Origin of the sequence: Nostoc paludosum FACHB-159, from assembly GCF_014698835.1 — a bacterium.
Classification (GTDB): Bacteria; Cyanobacteriota; Cyanobacteriia; order Cyanobacteriales; family Nostocaceae; genus Nostoc; species Nostoc paludosum.
In genome coordinates, this window is record NZ_JACJTU010000002.1 from 148,490 (window position 1) to 164,174 (window position 15,685).

Annotated in this window: 8 protein-coding genes; all 8 read right to left on the minus strand. The window is 43.5% G+C overall.

Annotated features, from left to right (window positions below):
* Nucleotides 1–90 precede the first annotated feature (90 nt).
* Nucleotides 91–1,368 (minus strand): MFS transporter, encoded by a 1,278-nt coding sequence (locus H6H03_RS03075; RefSeq protein ID WP_190953669.1) that lies wholly within the window; start codon nt 1,366–1,368, stop codon nt 91–93.
* Nucleotides 1,334–1,807: a MarR family winged helix-turn-helix transcriptional regulator gene (locus H6H03_RS03080; protein WP_190953670.1), complete on the minus strand. Its 474-nt coding sequence runs from the start codon at nt 1,805–1,807 to the stop codon at nt 1,334–1,336. Before H6H03_RS03080 ends, H6H03_RS03075 begins: the two co-directional genes overlap by 35 nt.
* 19 nt (nt 1,808–1,826) lie before the next feature.
* On the minus strand, nt 1,827–2,690 hold the full coding sequence (locus tag H6H03_RS03085; RefSeq protein WP_190953671.1) for an ABC transporter permease: 864 nt from the start codon (nt 2,688–2,690) through the stop codon (nt 1,827–1,829).
* Nucleotides 2,647–3,498, minus strand: coding sequence for an ABC transporter ATP-binding protein (locus H6H03_RS03090; protein ID WP_190953672.1), 852 nt, complete (start codon nt 3,496–3,498; stop codon nt 2,647–2,649). Before H6H03_RS03090 ends, H6H03_RS03085 begins: the two co-directional genes overlap by 44 nt.
* A gap of 431 nt (nt 3,499–3,929) precedes the next feature.
* Entirely contained in the window at nt 3,930–6,566 is a 2,637-nt protein-coding gene (locus H6H03_RS03095) for an EAL domain-containing protein (RefSeq protein ID WP_190953673.1), read from the minus strand.
* A 1,112-nt stretch (nt 6,567–7,678) separates the two neighbouring features.
* On the minus strand, nt 7,679–9,445 hold the full coding sequence (locus H6H03_RS03100) for a ShlB/FhaC/HecB family hemolysin secretion/activation protein (RefSeq protein WP_190953823.1): 1,767 nt from the start codon (nt 9,443–9,445) through the stop codon (nt 7,679–7,681).
* Nucleotides 9,446–9,947: 502 nt separating this feature from the next.
* A complete protein-coding gene (locus tag H6H03_RS03105) occupies nt 9,948–10,904 on the minus strand; it encodes a GGDEF domain-containing response regulator (RefSeq protein WP_190953674.1) in 957 nt (318 codons plus the stop codon).
* A complete protein-coding gene (locus H6H03_RS03110) occupies nt 10,901–15,103 on the minus strand; it encodes a PAS domain S-box protein (RefSeq protein WP_313931779.1) in 4,203 nt (1,400 codons plus the stop codon). Before H6H03_RS03110 ends, H6H03_RS03105 begins: the two co-directional genes overlap by 4 nt.
* Nucleotides 15,104–15,685 lie beyond the last annotated feature (582 nt).

Here is a 15,685-nt window from a genome sequence, read left to right on the forward strand (position 1 = left end):
CAAAATTCAAAATTGTTGCATTAAACTTCTGCCTGCTGCCTCCTGCCTTCTGCCTCCTGCCTCCTGCCTGCTGCCTCCTGCCTCCTGCCTCTACTCACTTACCTTATACTCCTGCAAAGCCCCTAACTTACGAATTCCCGGCCAAAGCATTGCTGTAGCAATTACTACTAAAATTGTGCCAATTCCACCACCAACAACGGAAACCACCGGGCCAAATAAGGCAGCAGTCAAGCCTGATTCAAAGCCCCCTAATTCATTTGAAGCACTAATAAACACGCTATTGATAGCAGCAACCCGCCCGCGTAAATAATCTGGCGTTCGGATTTGAACTAGTGTATGGCGAATCACAACGCTGATACTATCGAGTGCGCCAGCGAGTATTAACATCAACATAGATAGCCAAAACGAACGAGAAAGCCCAAAGATAATTGTGACAATGCCAAAGCCAACTACTGACCACAACAAAGCCGGGCCTGCTTTGCGTAATGGTGGTAGATACGCTAAGGTAATGGCCATAGTTAAAGCACCGATGGAATTCGCTGCTTGCAGGTATCCCAACTCCACTGGGCCGACATGTAAAATATCTTTGGCAAAGATAGGTAGTAATGCGATCGCACCACCCAACAATACAGCAAACATATCTAATGTAATTGCCGCTAAGATTAACTGATTTTCCCAGACAAATTTAGCACCAGCGGCGAGGGCTTTGATTGATATTGGTTCAGTAACGCGGACGCCTTTTTTCTCTGTAATCGCCAGGGTTAAAATGAAACACAGCAATGCAGCGATCGCTGCTGCTACATATACTCCTGTGGCGCTTCCCAACAGCGCAATCCCGAATCCTCCCAAGGCGGGACCGATGACTGACGCTAGCTGAAAGCTACTACTATTCCACGTAGCAGCGTTGGTAAAAGCACTCACAGGTATTAACTGCCACATCAACGCATCGCTGGCAGGCTTGAGAAATGCCTTAGCAACACCCGTTAAAACCAAGCAGGCGTAAATCAGAAAAACTACGCCTTGAGTATAGGAAAGTACTGCTAAACCCAGGGAACACAAAGCCAGCAACATGACTGAGAGTAACATGGTGAGTTTGCGCTCGCGGCGATCGGCTATGTCTCCAGCAATTAAGGTGAGTGCAATCATCGGTAAAACTTGCGCTAGCCCCACACCACCTAACACCAGAGCCGAGCCAGTAAGCTCATAGAGTTCCCAGCCAATGGCTACGGTTTGCATTTGCGACCCCACGAACAGCAGTAGGCGTCCAATGGTAAATAGCCGATAGTCCCGAAACCTCAGGGCTGCAAAGGGATCGTGCTGTGCAACAACAGGGCTATGGCGATTTGATTTCTGTTTGCTCGAAGACATTTTTTAGTAGAGTTAAGCCTTCTTCAATGTTGGAAATTTGTTCTTCTGTCAGACCTTGGAGCAGGTCGGTAATATGAGCGCGAGTTTGATCTTGGGATTGTTTGAGTTGCTGTTTTCCTTCCTCAGTCAGATTGAGCAGCACTCGCCGCCGCTCTTGAGGATCAGCGATGCGTTCGACAAAGTTGCGTTGTACTAGGCGTTCTATGGTCGCTGATGCTGTGGCAGAGGTGACACCCAAATGCTCTGCCAGGTCAGATAACGAAGCACCGGGATTGCGGTTGATGAATGCTAGCGATCGCAACTGAGGTATAGATAAAAAAGCGGCACTGTGGGCACGCATATCGGCTCGGATAAACCGCATCACTAGTGGAACTGTTTCCATTACTCTGGCAGCACATTCTTCGGAAGTTGTACCTTGAGTTGGTTTATCCAAGGTCATGGGATTGTTGTTCTCCTGATTACATTGCCACCCGTGGATAAAGTCGTCCACCAATGATGGCTAAGATTATTAATGTTAACAAGAGAATTGTACAATCGAGACCAAACCCATAGATGCTAGTGCCGTTGAGCAACATGGTGCCGCGTAAACCATCCACCTCATAAGTCAAAGGATTTAAATGGGAAATGAATTTTAACCAGTCGGGCATCAACGAGATGGGATAGATGGCATTGCTAGCAAAAAATAAGGGCATCGTTAATAATTGCCCAATACCTGTCATCCGTTCTCGCGTTTTCACTAAACAGCCAATGATTAAGGAAAAAAGACAAAAGCAAGCAGCCCCCAGCATCACCAACAGTAACACTTGCAAAATCGCAAGCGGATGGAGATTGAGTTTGACACCTAATACAAATGCTAGTGTGTAAATGACCGCAACCTGTGATAAGCACCGCACCCCACACGCCAGGGCTTTGCCCAAAACCATCGCCACACGGGGTGTCGGACTAGCTAGGAATTTATGCACAATCCCTAAATCCCGTTCCCAAATCAGCGTCATTCCACCAGTAAAAATTGCCACAAACAGGACGCTCTGAGCCAGAATCCCAGCACTGATGAAATCTAGATAAGGTAAGTCACCTGTGGGAATGGCACGAGTCCGGGAGAAAACTTGCCCAAAAATCAGCAACCATAAGCTTGGCTGCACGGCTCGAACGATTAAATCAGTGGGGTCGTGGCGGAGTTTGCGTACTTCCAATTCAGCGATCGCTAGGGTTTTTGTCGCTAGTTCGCTAATTGCAGAGATTAAATTACGTCGGTGGGTAGGTTGTAGCTGCTGTACTTTAACCCAACCGCCCAGCAGTGCGTCTGGTTCTCGCTGTGTCACGGTAGTTGACTCCTGATGTTAACTGGTTGCCTGTGTAGTGAATAAAGACATCATCCAAAGTTGCGTTTGCTTTGCCCAAGGAGGCTTTCAAGTCGCTCGGTGCGCCTGTGGTCACGACTTGGCCTTGTTGCATAATTACCACTCGATCGCACAGACTGTCTGCTTCTTCCAAAAAGTGAGTTGTTAAAAATATAGTTGTGCCGTAATCAATACAGAGTTGTTGAACGAGTTGCCATACTTGCGTGCGGGCGATGGGGTCTAGTCCTACAGTCGGCTCATCCAAAAATAAAATTTCCGGTTGATGCAAAATCGATTGGGCAATTTCCAGCTTGCGGATCATGCCACCGGAGTAGGTGCGTACCAAGCGCTTGCCAGCATCTTGCAAACCCATGTATTCTAAAATTTCCCAGATGCGGCGATCGCGTCCTTTTTTCGGTATTTCATACAGCTTGGCAAAGATTAACAGATTTTCGTAACCCGTAAGGCTCCCATCCGCAGACAGCGCTTGGGGTACATAGCCAATGGCGCGTCTGACAGCATCGGATTGACGAGTCACGTCATAGCCGGCTAAGATTGCTGTCCCCGCACTGATAGGCAGTAAAGTTGTCAACATTTTTATTACTGTACTTTTACCTGCCCCATTCGGGCCAAGCAGCCCAAATATTTCACCTCGTTCCACAGATATGCTCAGGTCATTAACAGCGGTTAACTTGCCAAAGCGGCGCGTCAGTCCCTCAGTTTCCAAAATCAGCGATTTTGGCTCGTTGGGAGGTTGCGATCGGTTGATTTTTCCCGTAAGTATTGTCACAAGTTTCGATGCACCTATTTTAGTTAGATAAACTAACTATTAGTTTCTCAATAGATTATCTGGAAGTCAATAGTCTGCTGGCAGGAAAAATGATTCAGAAGGCAGAAGTACGTTCGCGCAGCGTCCCGTAGGCAAGGCAGAGGGCAGTCCCGATGAAACAAGTTTCACAGCTAAGCATGAAAATGTGGTATGGGACTGAGCTATATAGATACTCATCGAAGGAGCATTTTCAAGCTAGAAGGGAACCCACGCGCAAATAGTGGGATTGAAAACTTGGACGCTTCATGTCTGGCGCTGCGCGTCTCAACATGAATCTTTTTTTCTTGGTCGGCTTTAAACCCACCCCTAAAGGATTTTTTCTCATCAAGCCTTCTGCCTCCTGCCCTCTGCCTTTCTTCTGTAAGCGCACCGGAGATTGGCGTTCACTAGTCCTAAATCGTTGGTCGCTTGCTTTCGAGAATTTCTGTTGCCTTCTGGGCCGAAAGTGGTCGGTAGAATAGAAAACCTTGTACATCCTCGCAATTGATAGACTTTAAAAACTCCAATTCTTCTTCGTTCTCTACCCCTTCGGCTGTCAACCTCAACCCTAAACTCTGCCCCAAGCTAACTATGGCCTTGATAATATGAGCAACTTTGACATCACGCGTCAAATCTTGGACAAAAGACTTATCGATTTTTAAATTGTGGAGTGGCAAAAGCTGTAGGCGGGAGAGTGAAGAATGACCAGTACCAAAATCATCAATGGAGAGGTGAACGCCCATTTGCTGTAACTCTTGTAATACGCTGCGGGTGAAGTCTAAATCTTCAATGGCTGTGCTTTCAGTAATTTCTAACTCTAAAAAGTGAGCTTCTAGCCCGGTTTGTTCAAGAATTTTAGCTACAGTCTCTACTAATTTGGGTTGACGAAACTGTTTGAGAGAAAGATTAACCGCCATCATCAGGGGTGATAATCCTGCATCTTGCCAAGCTTTATTTTGCCTACAGGCTGTCCGCAGCGCCCATTCGCCGATGGGGACAATTAATCCGCTTTGTTCGGCCAGGGGAATGAAAACACTGGGGGCGACCAATCCCATTTCTGGGTGCTGCCAACGCAACAAAGCCTCCATTCCAGTAATTTCCCCTGTGGCAATGTTCACACGAGGTTGATAGTACAAAGAAAATTCTTTGCGTTCTAGGGCATAGCGCAAGCTTTTCTCTAAAGTCAGGAGTTCAGGATTTTTGGCGCTCAGAGAAGCGCTGTAGAATTGGTAATTATTTCGTCCTTTGTCTTTAGCATGATACAAAGCGGTATCTGCGTGCTGGATTAGTGTTTCGGCGTCAGGACTGTTGTTATCGAGCAACGCAATACCAAGGCTGGCACTGATGTAAAGTTCGTGCCCTTGGAGATGAAAGGCATCCTCTAAGGTTTGTAAGATTCTCTGTGCTACTTGGGTTACTTCTTCGATATTATTCACTCGCGGGAGTAAAATTGTAAATTCATCGCCTCCCCAACGGGCTACGGTATCTCCCTTTCTGAGTGAGTCTTTTAATCTTTGGGCAACGTTTTGTAATAGCTTGTCTCCCAGTGTATGCCCAAGGGTGTCGTTAATCACTTTGAAGCGATCTAAGTCGAGAAAGATCGCAGCTAAACTTTCCCCATTGCGACTTGCGTTAGGCAGGGCTTTGCTCAACATCTCGTCAAATAATAGACGATTGGGTAAGCCTGTGAGCATATCATGGAGGGCTTGATAGCGAATCTTTTCTTCTACTTGCTGACGTTGCCGCGCACCTATAATACTGGCAGCCATTGTCAATAAGGTGGATTCTTCGTGCTTTGACCAATGACGTTCATAGGCGCAGTCTGCCAAACCAAGATAACCCCAAAACTCGTTCTCTAGGCGCAGAGGCACTAGAAGTAGGGATTGAACGCTATCTCGAATCAATAATTCTTGTTCGGCGACGGGGAATGTTCGGGTGAGTCCGCTAATTAACTGCCCGGTAGAGAGAATATTATACCAACGGGTTAATCCAGAAGCTTCATAAGGCTGATTTTGCCAATTTTTGTAAGTAGGTTCAATAAAAGAGTGTGTCCATTCAAATCGCAGGCTGACTGCTATTTCTCCTGTAGCCGGATGAGGATGATTTTGAAAAAGATAAACGCGATCGGCTTTGGCGGCTTCGCCCAAAACAACTAGAGCTTTCTCAATGCCTGTTTCGTAGTTTAGTTCGCCCAGCAAATAATTGGCTGCTTCTGCAACCGCTTGTAGCAAGCGATCGCGCTGGCGTAGTTCAGCTGTTGCTTGTTTTTGCTCAGTAATATCCCTAGCAATAAAAGTTCTAATTAAATCGCTCTCAGGAAGGTAGAGAACTGATTGTTCAAAAACTTCTGTACCTACTTCCACCTCCCGCATAAATGAGTTTTTTTCTAAATTGTTAACTGCACTCAACAGTCCTTTTAAAATTGGGTGTTTCATCCCAATTTCCCTGAGTTTAGGAAACTTGAGAGTTGCGGCTGGATTGAGATAAGTTACTCTTCCCTCTAAATCCATCTCAATAATTGGATTGGGAATTAGTTCTGGGAAGGAGGCTAGACGAGCAAGAGCAGTTTCGCTAGCTGCTTCAAAGGTAGGATCGACGGCTAGGGTTTGAAAAGGATTGGCAGGATTGCCTTGCTCTGATAAAAAACCAGATAAATCTTCAACGCCAGAAGATTCAGAAAATGCTTGTTCAGAAAGATTGGAAATAGCATAATATTTAGCTTGAGCTTGATTACTCCCAAAGGCAATGACATCTCCATGCTTGAGGTTGTGAGAGAAGCAGCGATCGCCATTCACAAATAAGCCATTGGTACTTCCTTTTCCCTTATAATTTCCATCAATAATCTGAAAGCCATATTGGTCAGTTTCTGGAACAGTTACCCGCAATAAAATAGCATGTTGCATTGATACTGATCGAGAAGCTAGGACAATAGTATTCGCGGGATGCCGTCCTAGAGAATAAGTAGCCTCTCTTAAGGGGACAGTTCGCCGCCCTTGTAGGTCTTGGATGACCAACAGATGGCGTATTTTTTCACGCTCATTTCCTAGCATGATTCTTCCTCAAATTCTCATATATTTGGGTCTTAGTCTGAAAAATACTCCTCCCATAAGTTCAGATTTTTCATATCTGCTTTTGGGAATTTTACTCAATTAAATTTATTGCTATCTATAGATGACAAAATTTGTATAACGAGCCAAACTGACTTTTATTTTGAGAATTTCCCTTTTGTAATGATATGGTTAATTTTTTAACTATCTGTTTTCTCAACTCATGCATAATTTATCAACTTTATTCCTTGGTCTATATCATCTAACCTTTCCTTTTTTAGGATACCCAAAATAAAATAAAACACAGAAGCTGAAACTTAGTATATTTGCGGATTTTTATTTTTCAGTGATGTTGATATTCCGCAAAAACCACGGAGTATGCAACAATCGTTTATTACTGCATCATTCTGAGAAATTCAAAATATCAAAGTAAAAATTAAAAATAAAATACTGATAAGTTAAACCTCGTCCAAGTTGACAAATGGAGTTTTTCAAAAGGTAACTCTTAACAGGTAACACGGTTAGGGGAAGAGTATAGGATTTGGGAATAAAAGTCAATTCTGAAAAAACTAGGTATTTCAAGGTAGACGCGGTTTAATCTGCCTTTAAGTTGCATAATCCTTAGCTCTACAAAGACACTCTGAGGCGGGTAAGGGGAGACGTGGGGATGCAATTTAAATGATTATTAGGTGACAGCAGATTGCTCTGAAACTGAGGTATAGATAATCGTAGAGGCGCTAAGCTTGGTGACCCTACTCGTTTACTTCATTTACCTGAAATACGCTGTAAGTAGAACGGGGTAAAAAAACCAAAATATGTAACGAAAAGTAAAGTGGCCCAAAAAGCTCTTCCCTTCTGCCTTCTGCCTTTTGCCTCCTGCCTTGTCATAACGACAATTTTCAACACCGACTTACTTATATTTATGGATTTTAATTTTTGACAGGAGTGGTCTCAAACCGCCGTCACTACAGGTTATTTTTCCACAAGGTATCCTCTAGCCACAAAACGGCTTCTCAGAAAGTAACAAATCTTGATTTTATTTTCCAGAAATAAATTTAGAGCGTTGCTACTAACTATTTTTTATTTTTAACTTTTGCCTTGTTTTGGTAAATGATTTAAAAAGGATTATAGAGTAAGCTAAAGTACAAACCATTTTCTTGTAATGTGCGATCGCCCGATTCAACAGACACTAAAGGAATTCCCCAGTCCAGACGAACAGTGAAGCGCGATCCCTGCGACCAACGCAACCCCAAACCAACGGCGGCTAGGGTATTAGGGTCGGGATTCTCTCTACCAGAACTGTTCCAACCAACACCAAAATCAACAAAAGGGACGACCTGCAAAGTACTATTTATCTGGGATAAACGTAGAATCGGTATTTGAACTTCAGCTGAAACAAAAGTGCCATTATCTGTTAACAAATAATCCTGACGGTAGCCCCGAATGCTATCTTGCCCACCCAAGCCAAATTGTTCTATGGGCAAAAGTCTTCTGGATGCTAATTGTGTATTTAAACGCAGTAAAAGTAAGGTTTCAGGAGCTAAAAGACGTGCCCACTGGGCTTGTCCTTGCCAAGCAAAAAAACGGCTATCGGGAGGATTTTCATTAATCGTGGCATCCAACGCACCAATGCCCAAGTTGAATTGAGACCGAAGGGCGATAACTTCACGGCTGTTGCGAGAAGTCCATTCTTGAAAAAATCGCAATGCAGATATCCTAGTGCGTCCCTGTTCGTCAGCTCCAGGTGAAATTTCAGATGCGGGCACCCCTTCTCTCTGTAATAAGGACGAGATATCGCTTTCCCGCCGCGAAGCTGTTAACCCAATGGCCAATTCTCGTGTGGGAGTTTGAAGTATTGGCTGCCGAAATGTCAGTTCATAATAACGAGAATCTGATTCGATATCTAAAATCTCGAAAGGAGGTTCAATGACATTGCTCGATGTGATGCCATAGTTGAAACTAAGGGTGCCGTTGCGGGCATTGAGGGGTAAGGTGTAGCTGGCGTCAAAGGAGTTACTACCATCGGTATTAGTGTAAGCTACACCTAGACTATCTCCCAATCCCAATAAGTTGGCTTCGTTCAATTGTAATCGGCGTCGGAAACTACCGACACTAGGCGATCGCCCATTATCTAAAGCTATTTGGCTACTAAAGGTTTTTGCTTCGCTAATTTTGACTTCTAACAAACTCACACCGGTGCGCGACCCCGCTGAAAGTTCAGCAGACAGATTTTCAATCAAAGGATTAAGTTGCAAAAGCTGTAATGCTTCCAACAAACGCTGCCGATTTAGAGGAGGTGATGTAGCTATTGCTAGTCGGCTGCGAATATAGTTGGGGTTCAACCGCCGAGTACCAGTTATTTGAATGTCTTCTAATTTACCTTCAACAACCTGAATTTTAACAACACCGGATTGGATTGTTTGAGGTGGAATATAGGCACCAGAAGTAATGTAACCATTTTTGACATACAGCTCAGTAATTTTGGAGCGTGCCTGATAGACTTCGGTGAGGGAAATCGGTCGTTTAGTAAATTCCGCAGTAGCTTCGGCTAACTGTTCGGGAGTGAAAACTGTGCTGCCAATAACTTCAAACCGTTCAACAATAATAGTTTGAGGAGACTTATTAGGAATCGGTTGCTCAGGTGTAAGAGTTGGGGTAGGGGATGGAAATAGTTGTGCTGGTGGGGGAAGCGGTTGTGGTACTTCCGGTGAGGGAAGTGGGGAAGGTGCAGGTGGTTGGACATCCTGTGGCGGTGGGATTTGTTGGGACAAGAGCGAATTGCTATTTGGTAGTTGTGTCGTATCAGCAGCCTGAGCTTTTAGGGGTGGAGAAGGTAGGCAACCCAGAGATACAAATACACTCACTGGTAATAACCAGAACATTGAAATCTTAGGGAATTGCAAGTAAAAAAATATCCAATTATTTCTTGTGGGTTGTGCATCTCGATCGCTCATGATTGCAGACGAGCGAGACGCTCCCCCCTCAAGATTGTATAATTTATTTCTTAAGAATACTTTAAAAGTATATTTATTAATCATCGCACTGAACTGTTTTTAAGCTGCAATTATGCAATTATATGGATACTGTTATAAATGTGAATCTTACTTCATCTTTTGCCACTAAAGTTAATATTTTGGGTAAATTTCAATGGAAAAGGTAAATTAATTTTTGGGGAGGGAACAGGCAATAGGCAATAGAGATTAAATATTATAAGTCTTTAAAGTGACATGATATTACGCTAGGTTTATATCGTAAACTATGCTTCAACTGCACGATCGCAAATTTAAAATTGCAAACTTAAAATTATGGGGTTGCATAAGTGTGAGAGAATTTTGGAATTTGCATCAAAATCATCCCCCCATCCCGGCGTATTGTGGGGGTAGTTTACTTTTGAGTAGCTAGAATAATGTGCACAAAGCGATCGCGTCCTGCTTTTTTTGCTTGATACAATGCGCGGTCTGCTGCGGCAAACATTTCTTCCAAATCAGAATTTAGTTGAGGAATTACTGTGGTAAACCCGGCGCTGATGGTCACATGACGACTAACTTGGGAATTTTGATGAGGAATTGCCAATTTACGAACAGCATCGCAAATTTTTTCGGCAACATAAGTCGCCCCTTGGGTGTCTGTGTTAGGTAAAATAACAGCAAATTCTTCGCCACCATAACGAGCAACTAAATCTCCAGGGCGTTTGACAATATCTTTGATAGCTTGAGCAATTTTAATGAGACAGCGATCGCCTACTCGATGACCATAAGTATCGTTGTATGATTTGAAAAAATCAACATCGCAAAGGATCAAAGAAAGTGGCTGTTGTTCCCGTTTCATCCGCTGCCACTCTTGGTAAAAATACTCCTCAAACCCCCGGCGGTTTGCCACCTCAGTTAATCCATCAATAGTAACTAATCGCTGCAATTCCAGATTCACGGCTTCGAGTTTTTGTTGTAACTGAGATTGTTGAATTAAGCGTTTTACCCGTTGTCGCAAAACTGGCCAGTGAATCGGTTTGGTAATATAGTCCATTGCCCCGACTTCAAATGCACGGTCAACTGACTCTTCATCCTCAAGCCCTGTAATCATTAATACTGGGATGTGCTTGCTACAATCAAGAATTTGCAACTGAGTGCAACACTCAAACCCATCCATATCCGGCATGATGGCATCAAGGAGTACTATGTCTGGGTGAACTTTGTTATACATAGTTAAAGCCTCTATACCATTTCGAGCTTCGACTATTTGATACGCTTCCCGCTCCAAGAAATTGCGTAAAATCATGCGAATGAATGGTTCATCATCAACGATTAAAACTAATGATTGGCTTTCTTGAGGGTTGGCTTTCATTGTCCTTCCTTGGCAAGTTCTTTTTGCAGGGCAGTTTTAACTTGTTCATATTCTTGGTGTAGTTGTGATATTGACTCTAGGCTGCTTTGGAATTTATTACTTCGTCCTTGTCTTTCTAATTGCTTGCAAAGTTGTGCCAGGGTCATGGCTCCCACAGAGGCGCTGCTGGATTTAAGTTGATGTGCTGTCTTCCATAAAGTCTGGGCATCTTGAGTTGCGATCGCTGTGCTGATATTTTGCACCAGTTTCGGAGTTTCTGTAAGATAACATTCAATCAGTTCTGCAAATGCCGCACGATCTCCTCTGAGTATATCCCGTAAAGATTTGATGGTTTTAGCATCAATATTGACATTATTGAATGTTTGGTCTTGTTTCTTTTGGAGTATATTGTCCGGTGGTTGCAATTCCCAGGACATGACTCGATCTTGTTGAGTTCTTTGGGGTGGGCATTTACTGAGTGCTTGGGCTAACTGTTCGATCTGCACAGGTTTACTAATATAGTCATTCATCCCAGCAGCTAGACAAGCTTCGCGATCGCCCCGCATGGCATTGGCAGTGATCGCAATGATATAGGGACGAAAACCAACTTCCCATTGTTGATAAATTCTTCGAGTTGTTTCCAACCCATCCATTTCGGGCATGTGGACATCCATCAAAACTACGTCATAGGGCTGTTTTTCCAACGCTTTCAACACTTCTAGCCCATTAGTTACGACATCTGCCTGATAACTCATTTTCTGTAGCATCAGTAGAGCAACTTTCTGATTAACAAGTGTATCTTCTGCTAACAGAATCCGCAGTGGCGATCGATATGCCAAATGCGGATCGACTGAGGGAGAATGGCAAGGAGAAATACTGGCTGGAGTCGTTTGATTACCCAAAACACGGGTAACAACATCATAAAGTTGAGACTGTTTAATTGGTTTGCTCAAAGAAGCAGCAAACTGCACATCACCAAAATTAAGAGAAGTTTCTAGTTTACCCAAAGGGGTCAGCATTACCAAAGGCAAATTTTCACAGCCAGATTCCTTGCGGATTTCACGAGCCAAGCTTAAACCATCCATTTCTGGCATCTGCATATCCAAAATGGCTATGTCAAACTGGGTTCCCTGAGCAAGTTGAGCTAAAGCTTCTTTACCAGATTTGGCAGCATAAGTTTGCATCTGCCAAGACTCTGCTTGCAAGCTAACAATTGTGCGGTTAGTGAGGTTGTCATCCACAATCAATAGCCGCTTTCCAGCTAGCTGCACTAACAAATTGCTAAATTCAGCTTGTTCTCCCACAGGAGCCACTTGGGCTTTAATGGTGAAGTAGAATGTTGAACCTTGGCAAGAGTAAGAGGATGATTTTTGACTTTTCCATGTACCAGGATTGCCACCAACAAACCCCTGACTTTCTACCCAAAGGGTACCGCCCATCATCTGACTAAGCCGCTTGCTGATTACCAATCCCAATCCTGTACCGCCATATCGGCGAGTCATGGAGACATCAGCCTGAGTAAAAGGTTGAAATAACCGTTCTATTTTTTCTGGTGCAATGCCAATACCTGTGTCTTTGATGGCAAATTGAATTTGGACTGGGGACTGGGGATTGGGGGCTGGGGATTGGGGACTGGGGACTGGGGACTGGGGACTGGGGACTGGGGACTGGGTACTAGGGATTGGGGATTGGGAAGAAGTTTGTTGAGTTAAATCGCCAGTCCCTAATCCCACAGAAAGTACCACTTCTCCATTTTCAGTAAACTTGATGGCATTGTTGAGCAGGTTCATCAAGACTTGGCGCAAACGAGTTAAGTCGCCGATGATGTGAGTCGGAACTTGCGGCTCGATTAAATAAGCTAATTCAATATCCTTTTGGGCAGCTTTCGGAGCTAACACGTAGATAGCCTGTTCGACACAAGTTCTCAAATCAAAGGGCTGTTCTTCTAATTCCAGTTTGCCCGACTCAATTTTGGAGAAATCTAAAATGTCGTTGATGATGGTGAGTAAAGCATCTCCACTGCTGCGAACTGTTTCCACAAAGTCTTGCTGCTGGGGTGTCAATTCAGTATCCAGTAACAGACCTGTCATGGCAATAACAGCATTCATGGGGGTACGAATTTCGTGGCTCATCATTGCCAAAAATTCGCTTTTGGCGAGATTTGCGGCTTCTGCCTGACGTTTGGCTCGCTCCAAGGCAAAGTTTTTCAAAGTGAGTTCTTCACGTTGCCGGGTTTCTTGTTCGAGTAAGTGAGCTTGTGCCAAAGCAATACCCAACTGAGCTGCCACTGCTTCTAGTAATTCAATTTCATCTTGTGTCCACTGGCGAAAATGGCTACATTGGTGTAAAATTATAGCACCATTCGGTTCCCCTTGGTAAGAAGTGCGGACTGAAAGCATGGATTTTAGCCCAATTTTTTGGCAGGTAAGCTCAGCCCCTTGGAATAAAGGATCGACGTAAACATCTGGGGAGGCGATCGCACTTTCTTGTGCCATCATCTGCTCGGTATGGGGATTGTTAGGTATCAAAACTTCTAAGTTGAATATCGAGCAGTAATCAGGGAGAACGTTATATTCTGCGACTAGAGGAATTCGGGGGATGGGGTCATGAATGTAAGAATGAATTAAACAGCGATCGACTCGAAATGCTTTGCCAATTTGAGTAGCAGCTGTCTGAAAGATTTTGCTTGTGTCTAGACTTTGGCGAATTTCTTGAGTAATTTGTTCGAGTAGTAGGGTGCGATGTAATTGCCTTTGCAGTGCTTCTTTGGCTCGTTTGTTTTCGGTAATGTCGTGATTGATGCCAATAGTAGCAACAATTTGCCCTTGTTCATCCTGTAAAGATGCTACCGTTGTTTCGCAAATTCCTTGAGTGCCGTCTTTACGAATAAAATTTATTTCTCCTGACCAGCGTCCTTTCTGAGTGACTGTTTGGAGAACTTCGGTGGTTAATGTTGCGACTACTTCCGGTTTATGTAAAATACTTGGAGTTTTACCCAATACCTCGGCTTTGGTGTAGCCAAACATGCTTTCGGCGGCAGGATTCCAGTCAATGATACTTCCTGTTAAATCCGTGATGATCGCGCCATCATGGATATTTTCAAAAGTGAGGGCTTGGTTACGCAGACGGGCTTCGGCAAGTTTGCGTAAGCGCAGCTCGTTGTAGACATCACTAATGTCTGTCTGAATGCCAATGAAATGACTTAACTTGCCATTTTCATCATGAATAGGAGAAATATTCAATTGATTCCAAAATAACTTCCCATCCTTGCGATAGTTGCGGAGAACTACTTTACAACTTTTTCCTGCTTTAATAGATGACCGTAGTTCATCGAGTGCCAATTGTTTGGTATCTGAGCCTTGCAAAAATCGACAGTTTTGCCCAATTACATCAGTAGCACTGTAACCTGTTATCTCCTCAAAAGCTGGGTTGACATAAATAACTGGATTATATGCAAGTCTGGCATCAGTAATAATAATTCCATTACTGGTAGCTGCAAGTGCCCTTTCCCTGAGTCTCAAGGTTTCTTCAACCAGTTTCATATCAGTAATATCAAACATAAATCCCCTCAGCATCGTAGGGGTTCCGGCTTCGTGAACTACGCTAACAACGTCTCGCAGCCAAATAACTCGCCCGTCCGCTGCTAACATGCGGTATTCCAATTCGTGATTTTCGCACCTAGCAGTTGCTTCTTGACAAAAACGAACAGATTTTTCTCGGTCATGTGGATGTAGATGATTGACCCAAAAATTTTCCTCATACCATTGGGCGATCGGATAATTTAGTAAGTCTACCGCTTGGGGCCCCACGTAGATAAATCGCCAAGTTTTTAGGTCTAATTCCCAAGGGATAACTTTGACAGTTTCCAACAGCTGCCGCAGACGATTTTCACTTTTGCAAAGAGCAATTTCTATCTGTTTTTGTTCAAAAATCCTGTGCGCTAACTCATGATTTTTTGCTGTTATCTGCTGGTTATTTGCTTTCATTTTTAGGGCAAAATAAATTGATAATGTCACCGTGCTGATAACCAATAACCCAGCAATAAACAATCCAGCAATCATTGTAAATTGTGTTAATAACCCTGCAATTGGCAATAAGAGTTTTTGCCACAGTAAGATTACGCAAATTGAAAATAAAATCCCTAGCCAAAGTGCTAGGAATTGTCGTTTGCGGCAAAATTTCACAGCTTTGAACCAATCACGTTGGTGCTGTTTGACCACTTATTAACCCTCCAGCACTTTCGGGGCTTTTTGTGCTAACTTTCACTTTTAAGTAATCTAAAATATGAATGGCAAGGGGGCAATTACGGAATTTTTTTGAAGTAAAGTACTTGTATTTTTTACGAAAACCTTTGTCAGAAGATGAGAAGGGGGTGGAATTTCGTGATGACTGATGACTGTTATCCCTGACAGTTAATAGACCTGCCTTGAAAATAGGGACTGGGGACTGGTGACTAGGAAAGAAATATTTTCATTCCTTCGTTGTGAATTGTGTTCATGGAGTCTCTTGCAAAAGTGTTTTTTGCACTCTTGTGGGAAAAGGGATACATGTTAAAGGGGAAAGGAAAATACCAAACCTTTCCCCCTTTCCCCTTTCACCGACTTCTGCAAGAAGTCTAATGGTCTAAAAAGGCTTTCCTTGTCTCCCTATCACCTTGTCCTCTTTGTTGATTAACTCCAGAATTTTGAAGCGAAGCTTGGATTTTAATCTAGGGTTGTGACATTTTAGCCAGTATTTTTATCTGCGATCGCAGTTTATAAGAAAAATGGGTGAAAACCCTTAGCCTTGAGGCAAGATATGAA